Consider the following 15,052-nt stretch of genomic DNA (forward strand, 5'->3'; position numbering starts at 1 on the left):
TGAGGACAACGAAGCCATCAGCGTGACTTGCGCACAGGACCCATGAGGGGGTTTTGAACCGGTCCGGCAACGCCATAGGTCACAACGAATCCCTGGCCCCCTCCAAATGTGGAGGTGCGTCCCCTGTAGGTGGGGTTGATCACGACATCACCGTCGAACCAATTGTTGGCGCTCCAGAGATTTCCAGCGTCATCAACGATCACATCGGTTGTCATTTGAATAACGCCGCTTTGGTAGTTGTGAATCACATCCCCAGTGGTTTTTCCTGCGGGGCATTTGGCGGGATTGACGCCGCAGATGTGAGTCAAGCTTTGACCATATAAATTGCCAACCCAGACGTTGTCATTCCCGTCGACGGACACACCCCAGGGGATATAAGCGGTGCCTTTGGCGATGTCTTGTTGGATGACTTCCATGTCGGGTGAAATCAACCCAACCATGCCAGTTTGTGTGATGTTGGGATTGGCCAAAAGGTATTCAGCACCGGCCTCAAATTCCTCCATGATGGTCTTGGGTTGTGGTGCATTGGCGGGGATGTTGGGCGGCATTTTCGCGCCTGGAGGTAGTGCCCCTTGAGGGGAATTGGATTGCTGGGCAATCCACACGTGCCCTGTTGAGTCAACGGCAACACCACGTGCCCCAAGGTTCACTTCGATCGTTTTGGCCTGATCAGGAGCGTCCCCTGGGAACACGGTGAGTTTGTTGTTGTAACTGCTGCTCACCCACACTCTGTTCTGCGCGTCAACGGCGACACCGAAGGGTGCTTGGAGGCCATCAATTGTGATTCGTTCCCCCTGGGTGTAATCGCCACCGGGGAAATGAATCATGTGGTTTGCGGTGTTGTCGGCAATCCATACATCTCCGTTGGCGGCTGTGGCGACGCCCTGAAGCTGACCCACTTCCCCATCAATGGTGGCTGGCCCGAGGGCTTTGCCATCTTTGAGGTCGAACACCCCGACCATGTTGTTGAACGCACCAACCCAGGCATATTTTTCTGAGACGCCGGTCCCCCAGCCCACACCGTTGATGCCTTGGCCGTTGTAACCGCTAATCGCTGGTGAGAGGGGTGTGCCACCGGGGCCGAAGTGGGTCACACCTCCGCCGATGTTGTTCACCACGCCGGATTGAGATCCCGGCATCCAGTTGGTTCCACTCCACATGCTTCCTTTGCCGTCAAACATCAACTTCCCGAGCCCTAAAGCACCGCCACCGTCAAAAACCAGGGAGAGGGAAAAGCTTTTGGGTTGAAACAGCAAATAGGGAGCGGTTGCAGTTGTGCGCAGCTGTGTCGCTTTGTTGATCGGGTAAGAGCTTTGGAACAGCTGATAGAGCGCGCCGGCGTTCTTCCAGGGTTCACGGGCAATGGACGTCATTGCCGAGAGTGTGTTCTCTGAATTTGTCAGTGCTAGCAGCTGATCGCACGCTCGAGATTGCGTCGGTTGCCCGCACAGAGCAATCAGATCTGAGAGCACATTCATCCGAGCTGCAGTCTCAGAATTCAGCAGGTTGGTGCTCTTCAGCAACGTTGCTCCAAAGCGTCCTGTGCTCTGGTCCACCAGGTTTTCCACTTGGCTCGATCCGATCGCTAAGGCGCTTTGGCTCCCTTCCAAAGCTGTGCCTTCAAGCAGCTGAGCATTGGGCCAAACCGAACCAACGGTAGTGAGCTCGTTGATGGCCACCTGCTGATGCTCATCTCCGCCGAGCACCGTGAGCATGGTGAGTTGGTCGGCGCTGGATCCGCCGATGTCGCCCCCCTGGGCCAAGAGGTAATGGACGACCCCTTGCGTTGCTCGAACCTCGACACTGAATGCACCGCTTTTGTTCGAGCGCTGGGTGCTCAGTTGTTTGGGGGATTGCCCGGCTTGGGTTTGCCAAAGGGTGATGGATGAGCCACTCACGGGCTGCCCCTTCAAGGAGATCTGTCCTTTCAAGGTTGATTGCCCTCGGGCTTCGACAGATCCTGTTGCTGTCCCAAGAGCCACTGCACTCAGGGCGAGGACCTGTCCAAGCGTTTTGAAGGCTTTCATGGACGTCAAGACGTTTTTTTTGGTCTAGGTAGAAAAAGAAATTTGCGCAGCGTTTCGATCCAGATCACGGACGGATGGGCGCCTGCCAAGTCCCATAAGCTGAACCTGTTCTTTACTGGCTGCGATCAGTGCCCCGGATCGGACTGATCGTCAATGACGGCAAGCCGCAGGCGGTGCAGACGGCGGACACGATTCAGCAGCGCCTGGAGGCGGCAGGCCATGCCGTGGAGCGGGCCAGCAGCTCTGGGGGCATGGTGGGCTTTGCCAATCCCGATCAGCACCTGCGGCTTCGGGGCTACAGCGCCTGTGTGCCCGAGGGTTTCGACCAATCGATGGTGTTGGCCATCGTTCTCGGTGGTGACGGCACGGTTCTCTCCGCAGCGCGGCAGACCGCCCCTATCGGGATCCCGATTCTCACAATCAACACCGGTCATCTGGGATTTCTGGCCGAGGCCTATCTGGACGATCTCGACCGGGCCCTCGACGTGGTGCTCACCCAGCAATGGACGATCGAGGAACGCAGCAACCTCGTGGTGAGTGTGATGCGAGGTGACCAGCGCCGCTGGGAGGCGCTGTCCCTCAACGAAATGGCGCTGCACCGGGAGCCGCTCACGAGCATGTGTCATTTCGAGATCGCCATCGGTCGCCATGCCCCGGTGGACATTGCTGCCGATGGCGTGATCCTCTCCACGCCGACGGGATCGACGGCCTATGCCCTCAGCTCCGGCGGGCCGGTGATCACGCCGGATTGTCCGGTGCTGCAACTCACCCCGATCGCACCCCATTCCCTGGCGTCCCGAGCTCTGGTGTTCAGTGACCGTGAACCGGTCACGGTGTTCCCGGCAACGCCGGAGCGCCTGATGATGGTGGTAGATGGAAGTGCTGGTTGCTACGTCTGGCCTGAAGACCGGGTTTTGATTCGTCGCAGCGACCACCCAGTGCACTTTGTTCGCCTCGCCGACCATGAGTTCTTCCAGGTGCTGCGCAACAAACTGGGTTGGGGTCTGCCCCACATCGCCAAGCCTGAGCGGGAATGATCGCTGAGCCGTTGTTGCTTCTTGCAGGACCTTCGGCGTTGTCCCTGGCGCCTCGTCTGGCCGCGTCGGGGTACGCCACTCTCGATTGGCTCAGCGCCGGGCCCTCGGCCCATGCCTCTGAACCCGGTGAATCCCCGGTGGCTGCCGTTCTGGCGGCCAATCAGGCCGCTTTGATTCAGGACCTGCGCAAACGCTTTGGGGCCATGCCGATCCTGCTGGATCTGGAACGCGACAGCGTTGAGGCGCGTGCTGCCTGTCTGGGATCCGGCGCGGACGATTTCTGGCTGTCGGACATCGGGCCCAGCGATCTGCTGCTGCGTCTGCGCCTGCACCGCACGATTCAGCAGCGGCTGGGCGAGCGTTCGGTGCTGCTTCAGCTGGATGATCTCAGTCTTGATCCCACCACCCGGATGGTGCGACGGGGAGGTCGTGTCGTGGCATTGACGGCCCGGGAATTCATGCTTTTGCAGGTGCTGTTGTGTCGCCGTGGCCAGGTGTTGAGTCGCGACCTGTTGCTCCAGGAGGTCTGGCAAGGAGAGCGTTCCAGCAGCAATGTTGTTGAGGTGTATGTGCGGTATCTGCGCCAGAAGCTGGAGGCAGACGGCGAGCGCCGTCTTCTGCATACCGTTCGCGGTCGGGGCTACTGCCTTGGCCAGGTGTTGCCGGAGGATTGAGCGGGCATGGATGCTCTGCCCCCTGAGCCTCCCCCTCAGTGGTTGCCGGTTGGCGCCCGTTGGTGTGTGGCTCCCCAGCGATGCATCGATCTCGAGGTGGCCCGCAGTTCGGAGCAACAGCGGCTGGGGTTGATGCGGCGGCCGGCCCTGCCGCCTTTGCGGGGCATGTGGTTCCCTTTTTCCACGCCTCAACCGCAGCGGTTCTGGATGTTCAACACCCTCGCTCCTCTGGACATGATCTTTGTGCGAGATGGACGCGTGCTCGATCTGGTCCGGGCTGTTCCAACCTGTGCTGCGTTGCCTTGTCGCTCCTACGCCGCTGATGCGGATGGCAACGGACGGGCTGATTTCGTTGATGCGGTGATCGAGGTCGGTGCGGGGGAGGCTCAGCGGCTTGGGATTACCGTCGGCGACCCCGTTCGGATTGAGCCGGTCATGGCTTCGGATTGAAGCCGCCTCAACCCGGCTTCGTTCCAGTCACGATCAAGGTTGGGTTCATCGGAGCCAGCCGAGTGCCGTCCCCCAGCGGTTGTCCTCGCCAGGCCTGCAGCTGTTGCACGCGCACCGCCAACCCAGCGTTCTCAAGCAGCCGCCGAACGCCGGCCAACGCTTCCACGCTCGCTAAGGGAATCACCACAACACCCCCAGACCTCAGACGCGCCAAAACCTCCTGCAGCAAATGCTCCCGTTGCGCCCCTCCGCCTCCGAGCAGCACACGGTCGGGGTGATTGAGCTCCGTGGGAAGGGTGCCGTTCATCACCTGAATAGCGTCTGCTTCCAGCACCGCTGCGGGGTTGACCCCGAGCCGTTGTGCATTGCGCTGGATCAGTTGCGCGCCACCGGCACGACGTTCCACCGCCAGCAGTTGCAGCTGTGGACGCAGACGCAGAGCTTCAAGGCCGATGCTGCCGGTGCCCGCTCCCAGATCCCAGAGCACGCCGCACTCCGGGAGGGCGAGGTCGGCCAGCAGTTGAATGCGCACCTCGCGCTTGGTCATCAGCCCCGGGTGATCGCTGTGCTGCAGGTAGAGCCCGTCATCAAGCCCGAACAACGGCAGGTCGTGCGGATCCGGTGCTGCAGGTTCCCTGGCAATCAGCAGTGCAATCAGCAGCGGATGCAGATCATCTGGCAGGGGGGCGCCTGGGGCGATCTGCTGCACCCGCTCATCGGCGTGCCCGAGGTTTTCGCAAAGCCAAAGTTCCGTGCTGGCTTCCAGGCCGCTGCCGCGCAACATGCGCTGCACGGTGCTGGCGCCCCCCTGGTTCGGGTCCGTCAGCACCGCCAGGGCAGCCGGTCGCTTCTGCATTGCGCTGGCCAGGATCTCGGGGTCCCGTCCGTGCAAGCTGACCCAGTCGGAGTCCTGCCAGGGGCGACCGATGCGGGCGAAGGCCAGTTGCAGGGATGTGGGGGCGGGGTGAAACCGCAGCCGCTCCGAACCGATGCGGTCGCAAAGGATGCGCCCCAGGCCGAACCAGAGCGGATCGCCGCTGGCCAGCACCACCACAGACCTTTCAGCAGGTTGTGATTGCAGGCTTCCCACCAAAGCCCGCGGGTCATCGCTGCTGATCAGGTCCGGCAGTGCATCTCCCAACCAGCCCCTCAGCGCGGCTTGCAACCGTTGCGGCGCTGCGATCAGGGTGGCAGCTCGTAACAGCTTCTGCTGTGGAGCGGGCAGCGAGGCCGGAGCCCCGGCATCGGTGCCGATCACGTCGATCATCCCGTCATTCTGGTGTGAGGGTTTGTTGGGCCATGGCACGGAGTGACCTGCTTTCGGATCGCTTGGTGGCTGGCGGTTTCGTCCGCCCGTTGGTGCTTCTTCAAGGTTTGCAGCTGCGCCGCCCGTCCCTCTCCTGCTGGAGGGTGAGCTTGCTCATGGGGATCAGCGGGCTGTTGGTTGAGCCTTTGGCGTGGATCCAGTCATGGCTGTTTGCACGTCGTCTGCACAAGGCTGAGCTTCCGGATGATCCGATTGTGGTGATCGGTCACTGGCGCAGCGGCACCACCTATCTGCATCAGTTGCTGGCTTGTGATCCCTCGCTGGCGACGGCGCGCAATTGCCTCACCATGGCCCCGCAGGTGGCATTGCTGCTGAAGCCCTTGCTTCGTTCAGCACTCAAAAGGTGGATGACACGGCAGCGGCCGATTGATGCAGTGCCATGGGGGCCGGATGATCCCCAGGAGGATGAGCTTGGTCTGGCCCGTCTCACCATGGACACCAACATGGCGGGCATGGCCTTCCCCCGGGCCTATTCATGGTTTTTCCGTCGCAACGTTCTGGGGTTGTCCCGTGCGTTTGAGCGAGAGTGGCTGCTCTTCACCAAGCTCACCTGGCTCCACGACGGCCCGGGCAAGACGGGGTTGCTGATCAAGAACAGTGCTCATTCCGCCCGGGTGGAGCTGGTGCTGCGGCATTTCCCCAAGGCGCGGTTCGTGGTGCTGTCTCGTGATCCGCAGGCTTCGATTCGCTCGTTGGTTCAGGTGAAGCAACGTTTGGGTGGTTTGGTGGGGCTCCAGCCTGTGCCCGATGCCGTGACCCAGGTGGAGGATACGGTGGCGGCCCATGGTCAGCTTCTCCAGGCGTTTGAGGCGTCTCGGCATCGGATCCCTCCGGGTCAGTTGCTTGAGCTGCCCTACGACGTGTTGGTTCGCCAACCCCTCGCTTCGGTGAAGCGGATTTATGACGAGCTCGGGCTCAGGAGTTGGTCGTTGGTGGAAGCACCGCTGCAGGCTCGGATTGCCCAGGCCCGCAGCTACACCGCTGATCCGGTGACCCTGCCCCTCGCAGCGCAACAGCGCCTGCACGACCTGATGGAGGAGGCATGAGCCCAGCCCACGATCGCCGTCAACGGTTGCATGAACTTGTCATCGCCTTGATTGCGCGAGAAGACGACCTTCCCTTGCTGGATCCCGATCAGCCTGACCTCGATGGGGCAGCCCCTGGCCGCTGGTTGGATCAGAACCGCCGCAGCCTGCAGCGCTATCAAGCCTTGGTTCGCACAGCGGTCACGCTGGATGCCCTGCTGGACGCCGAGGACAATCCATCACCCTTGTCCGCGAACTGATCTGAACCGCTGGCTGATCGCGGCAAACCTGGCAATCTGGGGCGACTCTCGGCCCCTGCATGGCTTCGTTCGGTTGGTCCGCTCTGAACTCCCTGCTGGGCCGCGGCGCCAAAGCCTCGCCATGGCGGCCCCCGGAGGCCTGCTGGAGCCGTCCCTTCGGCCTGGGCTGGGACAAGCCCTACACGGTGCGCTATGCCAGCAACCTCGACGACGGCCCCAACCACGGCATGCCGCTTGGAGGCTTCGGGGCGGGCTGCTTCGGTCGAGCTCCCGACGGCAACATCAACCTCTGGCATCTCGATGGCGGTGAGCACTGGTTCGGTGTCTTGCCCGACTGCCAATTCGCCCTGTTTGAGGGAAACGAACGGGGCAAGCGGGCCCATGCCCTGGCGGTTCAGCCAGACCAGGACGCCTCGCGTCCGGAGGCTGGTCAGCCGCTGAAGGCCTGGACGTGGTATCCAGCAAGTACGCCAGAGCGCAGCACCGGCACCTACGCCGCCCGTTATCCGCTGAGTTGGACCAGCTACGAGGGGGTCTATGACGCCGAAGTGCGATGTGAGGCCTTCAGCCCGATCCTGCCGGGTGACTACCAGCGCACCAGCTATCCGGTGGCGGTGTTCGTCTGGACGCTGCGCAACCCCACTGACCAGCCATTGGACTTGTCGTTGTTGCTGAGTTGGCGCAATAGCACCGGCTGGTTCACCAACACTGATGCCTCAGCAGAAGTCCACTTCCGCGATGACGGCAGCCCGGAGCACAATTACGCCCCGGCCATTGGCATGACCAACGGTCAGCGCAATCGTTGCGTTGAGGATGGTTCCCTCAAGGGAGTGGTGCTGGAGGGCAACGTCTCCAAACCCGTCGCCGAAGGCGAGGGGCAGTGGTGCATTGCCACGGTGGAGCAGCCCGGTGTAACCATTCAGCGCTGCAGCCGCTGGAATCCCAGTGGTGATGGCCGTGAGCTCTGGGACAGCTTCAGTGTCGATGGCTCCATTCCCGAGAGCAACAATGATCGACGCAGTGGATCCGATGATCCCCTCAGTGCAGCGCTGGCGGTGCAGTGTCAGCTGGCACCCGGGCAGAGCATCGAGATTCCGGTGGTGATCAGCTGGGATCTCCCCGTGACGGCTTTTGCAACCGGCAGCCAGGCCCTGCGCCGCTATACCGACTTCTTCGGTACTGATGGCAATCAGGCGGTTGCCATTGCTGCTGAAGCGCTTCGCGACTGGCAGACGTGGCGCCAGCAGATTGAGGCCTGGCAGCAGCCGGTGCTGCAACGCCAGGACCTGCCGGAACCGCTGCGGATGGCTCTGTTCAATGAGCTCTACGACCTCTGCAGTGGCGGCAGTCTCTGGAGCGCGGCCTCACCCGATGATCCCCACGGCCGCTTCGGCGTTTTGGAGTGCCTCGACTACGCCTGGTACGAGAGCCTCGATGTTCGTCTTTATGGATCCTTTGCTCTGCTGCAGCTCTGGCCTGAACTCGACAAGGCCGTGTTGCGCAGTTTTGCCCGAGCGATTCCGGCGGCAGATGCCACCCAGAGGCCGATCGGTTGGTATTTCACCCAGGGCAAAGGCCGGGTTGAGGCCGACCGCAAGGTGAAGGGTGCCACGCCCCATGATCTGGGGGCTCCCAACGAAATTCCCTGGGATGCAACCAACTACACCGCTTATCAGGACTGCAACCTCTGGAAAGATCTCGGCAGTGATTTTGTTCTGCAGGTGTGGCGCACGTTCAAGCTGGCGCCCAGCGGTGAAGACATCCGTTTCCTTGCCGATTGCTGGCCGGCGTCTGTCGAGGCTCTGCGTTACCTCAAAACCTTCGACGTCAACGATGATGGGCTTCCAGACAACGGTGGGGCTCCGGATCAGACCTTTGATGACTGGCCCCTGAAAGGGGTGAGTGCCTATTGCGGTGCTCTCTGGATCGCTGCTCTCGAGGCTGCTCTTGCCATTGCCCAGACCCTCCAGCTCAGCACTGGTCTGGATACCTCCGCTGAGCAGAGGGAATTCAGCGGTTGGCTGGAGCAATCCCGTGGCAACTTCGACAAGCTGCTCTGGAATGGCGAGTACTACGACATCGATGCCGAGAGCGGTACGCCGGTGGTGATGGCCGATCAGCTCTGCGGAGATTTCTACGCAAGGCTGTTGGGTCTGCCCCCGGTGGTGAGCGACAGCAACAGTCGCAGCACGTTGAAAGCCGTGAAAGAGGCTTGCTTCGAGGCCTTTGATGGCGGTTCCCTGGGGGTGGCCAACGGCTTACGCCGTGATGGAACACCGTTGGATCCCAATGGCACCCACCCCCTGGAGGTGTGGACTGGGATCAACTTCGGGATTGCCAGTTACTACCGATTGATGGGCGAGAAGCAGACGGCGGAAGCCATCTGCTCAGCGGTGGTTGAGCAAGTGTATGGCGGCGGTCTGCAGTTCCGCACCCCTGAAGCCATCACCGCAGTCAACACCTACAGGGCGTGCCACTACCTCCGGGCCATGGCGATCTGGGGGCTCTGGGCAACGGAGACCGACTGGAGTCTCATCCCCGGGTCGGATTCCCGTTGAAGCGTCGCGCTGGGGGATTCCCCGAATTGGTTGCGGTAATCCCGAGCGAAGTGGTTGCGGCTTGGAAAGCCGTAATGGGAGGCAATCTCTTGCACCGTGCGGCAGCCGATGGCCTGTTGCACCTTTGAAGAGCCCAGGGCGTGCTGCACCTGGGCGAGCCGGATCTGTTTGAGCAGAGTCATGGGACCGGTGCCAAAGGTCTGACGACAGTGCTGAACGATGGAGGAGCGTGAGGCGAAGATCGTCGCGCTTAGATCGTCAAGCCTGATGGCTTGGCGGGTGTTCTCGAAGCCCCAGCTGACCAGATCTTTCATCAGGGCGCTCCCCACGCCGAGTTCACCACTGGTTGTTCCCCTGAGCTCTTGCGGGGACAATGCCTCCAGCGTCGCCGCTTGAATCAGATCTTCCTGGTCGGCCCCCATCAGCTGCGCCTGGATCAACGCGCTGATCTGTGCAAACCGCTGCGGGCTGAGGTTGGCGGAATTCGACCCTTGAATGAGATCGAGCACCTGGTGCTCGCCGGTGCTGCAGGCGAGCTGTTCAAACCGCGTTTGGGAGACGAGCGCCACCTGGATGTGAGCTCCTGCGGGAAGCTGAACAAACGTATCGCTCAAGCTGGCGTGAAAACCATGCAGGGAGCCCTGCTGCGTCTCTTCGCCGCGAACCACCGGATTTTGGTCGGAGGTGTTCAAGCTGATGGGCAAAACGCCAGGCCGTCGGTTGCCGTGAAGTACGAGGTCTTGATTGGTCTGGATCGAGAACACCGGCAGCTGCCGCGAACCGCCCAGGCGGAAGACTCCATTGAGAGCGCCCTGGCTCAATTGAGCCACATCCATCTCAAAGCCGAGTGTTCGGAGGGTCGCGCTGAGTCCCCGAGCTGAGTTGAAGTCGAGCTTCATTGGTCAATTGTTGGTCAAAGTCGCCTGTTGGGATGATTTGTTGTGAGAATTCTCAGATTGATCCCATCCGTATGCGCCGTCTCCTCTGTTGTCTGGTGGCTGCCTTAGTTCTGTTGTTGCTCACGCCAGGGATGGCCTGGGCCCAGGTTCATCAGCATGAGAGTGAGACAGGTGTCGCCATGGTGCGCTCTCTGGAGAGCTTGCGGGATCTCGATTACGACAGTTGGCAGGCGGTGGCCTATCGCGAGGGGCCTCCGGGGCAGCCTGTGGTGTTGCGCGTTGTGGGCTATCCCGGAAAACTGCGTTTGGATCATCCGGTCAGTCTTCAAGTGCTGGCGGGTCGGCGCGAATGGCAGCTGGATGACATCACTCTGGCCAATCCGGTGCTGGCCTCGGACGGTCGTGAAGCTGCGGCCGAATTCGCGCTCGATCCTTTGCTGGACGATCTCAGCAACAACCGTCCGCTGCGCATGGTCTTGCCCGGAGTGTTCACCGAGTTGCCTGTGCCTCCGTACGTCGTTGGTGAATGGCGCTCGCTGCAGGAGTTGCCCCTGAGCTGATGTGGGAGCTCTGGATGAGTCGGGCCTTGGCTTTGGCCGCCCTCGCCGAAGGTCACACCAGCCCCAACCCCCTGGTGGGGGCTGTGGTTCTGGATCGTAATGGGCGCCTTGTGGGAGAGGGCTTTCACGCCCGCTGTGGGCAACCCCATGCCGAAGTGGGTGCCCTGAGGCAGGCGGGAGCTACGGCCCGTGGTGGAACGCTTGTGGTGACCCTGGAACCCTGTTGCCACCACGGCCGCACGCCCCCCTGCAGTGAGGCGGTGGTGAAGGCCGGTATCCGTCGGGTTGTGGTGGCTCTGGAGGATCCTGACCCTCGTGTGGATGGAGGCGGAATTCGCCAGCTGCGTGAGGCTGGCCTGGAGGTGATCAGCGGCGTGCTCCGCGATGAGGCCCGCCAGCAGAACAGGGCTTTTCTGCATCGCATCCGTACCGGCCGGCCCTTCGGAATTCTCAAGTGGGCCATGAGCCTGGATGGCCGTACCGCCCTGCCGAATGGCGTGAGCCAGTGGATCAGCAGCCCACCAGCCCGCGATTGGGTGCATCAGCTGCGCAGTGGCATGGATGCTGTGATCGTGGGGGGCGGCACGGTTCGCGCCGATGATCCGCTGCTCACGAGCAGGGGCAGGCGTTCACCGGAACCGCTGCGGGTGGTGCTGAGCCAGAGCTTGGATCTGCCCAATCAGATGCAGCTCTGGGATACCGCGGTGGCGCCGACCCTAGTGGCCTATGGGCCCGATGCTGATCCCCAGCGTCTGCCATGCGGCCCAGAGGGGCTTGGGCTTTCGGCCTGTGATCCATTGCATCTGATGGAGGCCCTTGCGGAGCGCGGTTGCAACCAAGTGTTGTGGGAATGCGGCCCCGAGTTAGCGGCTGCAGCGATCCGACAGGGTTGTGTGCAGGAGATCGCGGCGGTGGTGGCTCCGAAGCTGATGGGGGGGACAGCAGCCCGCACTCCCCTGGGGGAGCTGAACTTCAGTGCTATGGAGGAGGTGCTGCAGGGGGACTGGCATCAGTGCGAGCTGCTTGGGCAGGACTGGCTGCTGCGCTGGCGAATCGGCTCTTAATCCAAGCCTCTGCAGAGGTCGCACACCTTGAGCGACAGACAAATCAGGGGATCTCGTCTAGGAGACGAGCGGTTTTACCTCGAACAATGCAGCTCTACAACGTGACCTGGCAGTTTCCTGAGATCGAAGGCCAGAAGGCTGCTTACGCGAAACTGATTGATTACATGGCCAGTGGAGCAGAAGCGGATTGCTTCGACGGCTTCGAGCTGATCAGCCGTACCCACTGTCCACAAACCGGCAGCGGTGTGGTGATCTGCAAGGCCCGGGGCACCAAGGAGCTGTTCAAGCATTTCGCTCCCTGGCGCGCCATGTTCGGGGTTGAGTTCGACATGCAACCAGCCTTCAGCGATGAAGAGGTGTGTGAATGCCACAAGGAGCTGTTTGAGTCGATGGTGGGCTGATTCCTTCAGCTCTCCTGGCTCTGGCGGTTGAGGCTGCTGGCACAGCAGTTTGGTTGTCTCAGTTTTGCAAGGGCATTGCCAAGCAATCCACATGACTGAGCAGTTGCAGCGATCAGCTGATCAGGGCCTGACCACTCGATTTTGAACAAAACCCAACGCAAGACGACTCATGGACGTGCTGGATGTGCTCTTGTTGTTCTCCTGTGGTTTTCAGGCGGTGATTCTTCCAATCGTTTTGTCAAAGTCTGTTGACCGGTGAGCAATCAGCCATTGAAGGCCTGATGCAAAGCCGTCAGTTTGAAGCAACAACAAGACGCTGAAGGGGGAGTGAACAGACAAGACGGGATTGTGCCTGAATCTCAATAAAAAATGATGAGACCCCCCATCTCACTGAGACGAGGGGTGCTTCGATAATGTTAATCAATATCGTCAGATCAATTAAGCACTCACCTTGCTGTTGCCCATGTTGTCAAGCGCTTCAGAAACGCGCTTGAAATCAAAGCCCATGCCACGTAGAGCATGCCAAAAATGACCTTGAAGGAAGAAGAAGGCAAGGTAAAAGTGCGTATTCGCCAGCCAAGCGCGTGCAGTGTGTGCATCGCCTGGGAGAGCAGTCGTATCACTGAAGTAGGGAGAGAATGCAAAACCCAACTTCAATGGTTCTCCATATAGTTCAACCGGATAAATGGCTGTGTTTTGGGCACACCAAACGCTGGTTACAAAGCCCATCAACGCCACACCAGCAAGCGAGTACGACAAGATCGACTCACCGTTGTAAATCAGCAGTTTCTTGAAGGGACCGAAAGGGCTCGTGATGATGTGCCAAACGCCACCAATGGTGAGAATAAAGGCCAACACGGCATGACCACCCATCACATCCTCGAGGCTGCTAATTGAGAGGAAATTGGCTTGATAACCCCAGACCATTCCAAGGTCGATATTCGGCTCAACCCGACGAACAGCTCCCAAAGCACTGTCATAAATGCCATGCCGTTTTGCCCATTCCACAAAGGCAATCGCTCCAAGGCCAAGAAAGATCAGATGATGCCCCAGGATGAAAGTGAGCTGTTTGGCATCACTCCAGTCGAAATGAAACTTCTGGGCACGACCTTCAGCAGTCGAAAGATCTTTCGGAGCCCGGAGTGTATGCCAAATACCAGCTGCTCCCAAAACAGCAGATGAAACCAGATGAAAGGCTGCGACCGTGACGAGGGGTTGCACATCTGAGATCACACCACCCTCCCCAACACCCAAACCGAGACCGGCAAGATGAGGAATCAAAATTAGTCCTTGCTCACCCATCGGCAACGCGCTGTTGTAGCGAGCAAGCTCAAACAAGGTGAAAGCGCCCGCCCAAAACATGATCAATCCTGCATGGGCTGCATGCGCTGCGATGAAAGAGCCGCTTCGTTTAGCCACTCCTGCATTTCCCGCCCACCAGTCATAACTGACTGATGGACTTCCATAAGACTGCATCTTAAAAAAAAATGTGGCAATTGCAAGCTAAGGATTAAGCCCTTCAAATCTGATCCGTTTTTACATTACTTTTTAGGGCTCAATCTTATTTGACGAGCGAAAGAGTCATTTGATCTGATTGGTTTTTTGATTGAATCAATCAAGACGGGAGGCTCGATCAATAGATATGAAAAAAAAGTTCAATTGAAACAAGATAGGCAGTTGCGCACTGTTGAAAACCAATAATTCTTCGTGGCTGGTATAAATTAATTGAGGGCAATAGAAGTATCAAATGAACCCACAGGCAAAGTGGAGTACCCTCTAGCTTTTGCTTGAGCTTGCAGGGGTTTTGCAGGCTCAGGCAAGCCGTGGTTCATCCACCCATGGCTTGTCTTGCATGCAAACGCTAGAAAAAGAGATTTATCTCCCGTCATTACTGACGAGAGATAAATCTCTTTCATTGTTGTCAAACCCCGTCCAAGGGCGACCATACCATTGTCAAGGCTTGACAGCCATAGGATGTCAATAACGCATCAAATGCGTGTTAGATCTAGAACATGCGTTGAATCAATTGATCAAGCATGGAATGTATTTCTGTGTTTAAAGCTTTTCCCATTCGGAAGGCAAAATATTCGCGATGATCTCAAAGCTGTTTTTCCCATCGGGGTGAAGGATATAAGCGATGCCTTGTGGTTCTGGGTAGATTCCTGTTGCAGACTCAAAAATATCATCATGACCAATAATGACAGTGTTAGTGCCTGGTAGTGGAGGTTGGGTCAACAACGGTGTGACATTCTTTTTCATCAGCGCAATGTGATCGTCTGTATAGTCTTCATAGGGTAAAAAGTTTAATCGTGAATCTTTTTGTGTCCACTCCCCAAATGCGAAATTGGCAGTTTTCCATGATCGGCAATACTCGCTAACGATGATTCGACCAACTGGAATTGCTTTTGAACTAAAGGCCATTCCAATCTCGTGAGACTCCCGTATACCTTGGAGGCTTAGTTTCCTCTGTGAATTACAATCATCAAGACTCATCAGAGGATCGGCTTGGTCTGCATAATCGTTTTCCGTTGTTGCATGTCGAAAATAAATGATGAAGCCTCCATCTTTAAGGGATTTCAGTAGTGAAGATCTGTCAGCCTTCCGAACGGAAGGCTTGTTAGAGGAACTTCTTTGATTGGTCGCTTTGATCGATTGGTCCTGACTATCTTTAGGCGAAGATTGTGGTGCCTGACTTAGCCCGCAAGAAGTAAGAAGCATTGTTGCGAGTAATGCAACAAGAGTTTTTGACATTGGTTGGATTGATAGTCTG

Annotated in this window: 14 protein-coding genes; 9 read left to right on the plus strand and 5 right to left on the minus strand. The window is 58.9% G+C overall.

Annotated features, from left to right (window positions below):
• Window positions 1-17: 17 nt before the first annotated feature.
• Window positions 18-1,931 carry a hypothetical protein gene (locus SynPROSU1_RS04965; protein WP_370586249.1) on the minus strand — a complete coding sequence of 638 codons (1,914 nt, stop codon included), beginning with the start codon at window positions 1,929-1,931 and terminating at the stop codon, window positions 18-20.
• Between the two features lie 224 nt (window positions 1,932-2,155).
• Here SynPROSU1_RS04965 and SynPROSU1_RS04970 point away from each other — a divergent pair, with 224 nt between their 5' ends.
• The 3 genes from SynPROSU1_RS04970 to SynPROSU1_RS04980 are packed head-to-tail and all read left to right on the plus strand — an operon-like array spanning window position 2,156 to window position 4,188.
• Window positions 2,156-3,064, plus strand: a complete 909-nt coding sequence (locus SynPROSU1_RS04970) for an NAD(+) kinase (protein WP_186571750.1) — start codon at window positions 2,156-2,158, stop codon at window positions 3,062-3,064.
• Window positions 3,061-3,738, plus strand: a complete 678-nt coding sequence (locus tag SynPROSU1_RS04975; RefSeq protein ID WP_186571752.1) for a winged helix-turn-helix domain-containing protein — start codon at window positions 3,061-3,063, stop codon at window positions 3,736-3,738. Before SynPROSU1_RS04970 ends, SynPROSU1_RS04975 begins: the two co-directional genes overlap by 4 nt.
• Window positions 3,739-3,744: 6 nt before the next feature.
• Window positions 3,745-4,188 carry a DUF192 domain-containing protein gene (locus tag SynPROSU1_RS04980; protein ID WP_186571754.1) on the plus strand — a complete coding sequence of 148 codons (444 nt, stop codon included), beginning with the start codon at window positions 3,745-3,747 and terminating at the stop codon, window positions 4,186-4,188.
• Between the two features lie 7 nt (window positions 4,189-4,195).
• On the opposite strand, the gene cbiE is transcribed toward SynPROSU1_RS04980, so the two are convergent.
• Window positions 4,196-5,455 (minus strand): precorrin-6y C5,15-methyltransferase (decarboxylating) subunit CbiE, encoded by a 1,260-nt coding sequence (cbiE, locus tag SynPROSU1_RS04985; RefSeq protein ID WP_186571756.1) that lies wholly within the window; start codon window positions 5,453-5,455, stop codon window positions 4,196-4,198.
• A gap of 32 nt (window positions 5,456-5,487) precedes the next feature.
• Here cbiE and SynPROSU1_RS04990 point away from each other — a divergent pair, with 32 nt between their 5' ends.
• Genes SynPROSU1_RS04990 through SynPROSU1_RS05000 form a run of 3 tightly spaced genes read left to right on the plus strand, consistent with a single transcriptional unit; the run spans window position 5,488 to window position 9,358 of the window.
• Window positions 5,488-6,561, plus strand: a complete 1,074-nt coding sequence (locus tag SynPROSU1_RS04990) for a sulfotransferase (RefSeq protein WP_186571758.1) — start codon at window positions 5,488-5,490, stop codon at window positions 6,559-6,561.
• Entirely contained in the window at window positions 6,558-6,800 is a 243-nt protein-coding gene (locus tag SynPROSU1_RS04995) for a hypothetical protein (protein WP_186571760.1), read from the plus strand. The genes SynPROSU1_RS04990 and SynPROSU1_RS04995 overlap by 4 nt, the downstream gene beginning before the upstream one ends.
• A gap of 59 nt (window positions 6,801-6,859) precedes the next feature.
• Window positions 6,860-9,358, plus strand: a complete 2,499-nt coding sequence (locus tag SynPROSU1_RS05000) for a GH116 family glycosyl hydrolase (protein ID WP_186571761.1) — start codon at window positions 6,860-6,862, stop codon at window positions 9,356-9,358.
• On the opposite strand, the gene SynPROSU1_RS05005 is transcribed toward SynPROSU1_RS05000, so the two are convergent.
• Window positions 9,277-10,257, minus strand: coding sequence for a helix-turn-helix transcriptional regulator (locus tag SynPROSU1_RS05005; RefSeq protein ID WP_186571762.1), 981 nt, complete (start codon window positions 10,255-10,257; stop codon window positions 9,277-9,279). The genes SynPROSU1_RS05000 and SynPROSU1_RS05005 overlap by 82 nt on opposite strands.
• Before the next feature lie 71 nt (window positions 10,258-10,328).
• Between SynPROSU1_RS05005 and SynPROSU1_RS05010 the strand changes: the two genes are divergently transcribed.
• The 3 genes from SynPROSU1_RS05010 to SynPROSU1_RS05020 all read left to right on the plus strand — a co-directional run bounded on the left by SynPROSU1_RS05010 (window position 10,329) and on the right by SynPROSU1_RS05020 (window position 12,282).
• The gene (locus SynPROSU1_RS05010; protein WP_186571764.1) at window positions 10,329-10,817 is read left to right on the plus strand and encodes a DUF3122 domain-containing protein; all 489 of its coding nucleotides are present in this window, start codon (window positions 10,329-10,331) and stop codon (window positions 10,815-10,817) included.
• Window positions 10,817-11,881: a bifunctional diaminohydroxyphosphoribosylaminopyrimidine deaminase/5-amino-6-(5-phosphoribosylamino)uracil reductase RibD gene (gene ribD, locus SynPROSU1_RS05015; protein ID WP_186572253.1), complete on the plus strand. Its 1,065-nt coding sequence runs from the start codon at window positions 10,817-10,819 to the stop codon at window positions 11,879-11,881. The genes SynPROSU1_RS05010 and ribD overlap by 1 nt, the downstream gene beginning before the upstream one ends.
• Window positions 11,882-11,967: 86 nt before the next feature.
• Entirely contained in the window at window positions 11,968-12,282 is a 315-nt protein-coding gene (locus SynPROSU1_RS05020; protein ID WP_186571765.1) for a DUF3303 domain-containing protein, read from the plus strand.
• Between the two features lie 438 nt (window positions 12,283-12,720).
• On the opposite strand, the gene SynPROSU1_RS05025 is transcribed toward SynPROSU1_RS05020, so the two are convergent.
• Window positions 12,721-13,758, minus strand: coding sequence for a chlorophyll a/b binding light-harvesting protein (locus SynPROSU1_RS05025; protein WP_186571770.1), 1,038 nt, complete (start codon window positions 13,756-13,758; stop codon window positions 12,721-12,723).
• 579 nt (window positions 13,759-14,337) lie between these two features.
• The gene (locus SynPROSU1_RS05030; RefSeq protein ID WP_186571772.1) at window positions 14,338-15,033 is read right to left on the minus strand and encodes a histidine phosphatase family protein; all 696 of its coding nucleotides are present in this window, start codon (window positions 15,031-15,033) and stop codon (window positions 14,338-14,340) included.
• Window positions 15,034-15,052: the final 19 nt, after the last annotated feature.

Source organism: Synechococcus sp. PROS-U-1 (genome assembly GCF_014279755.1).
GTDB lineage: Bacteria > Cyanobacteriota > Cyanobacteriia > PCC-6307 > Cyanobiaceae > Parasynechococcus.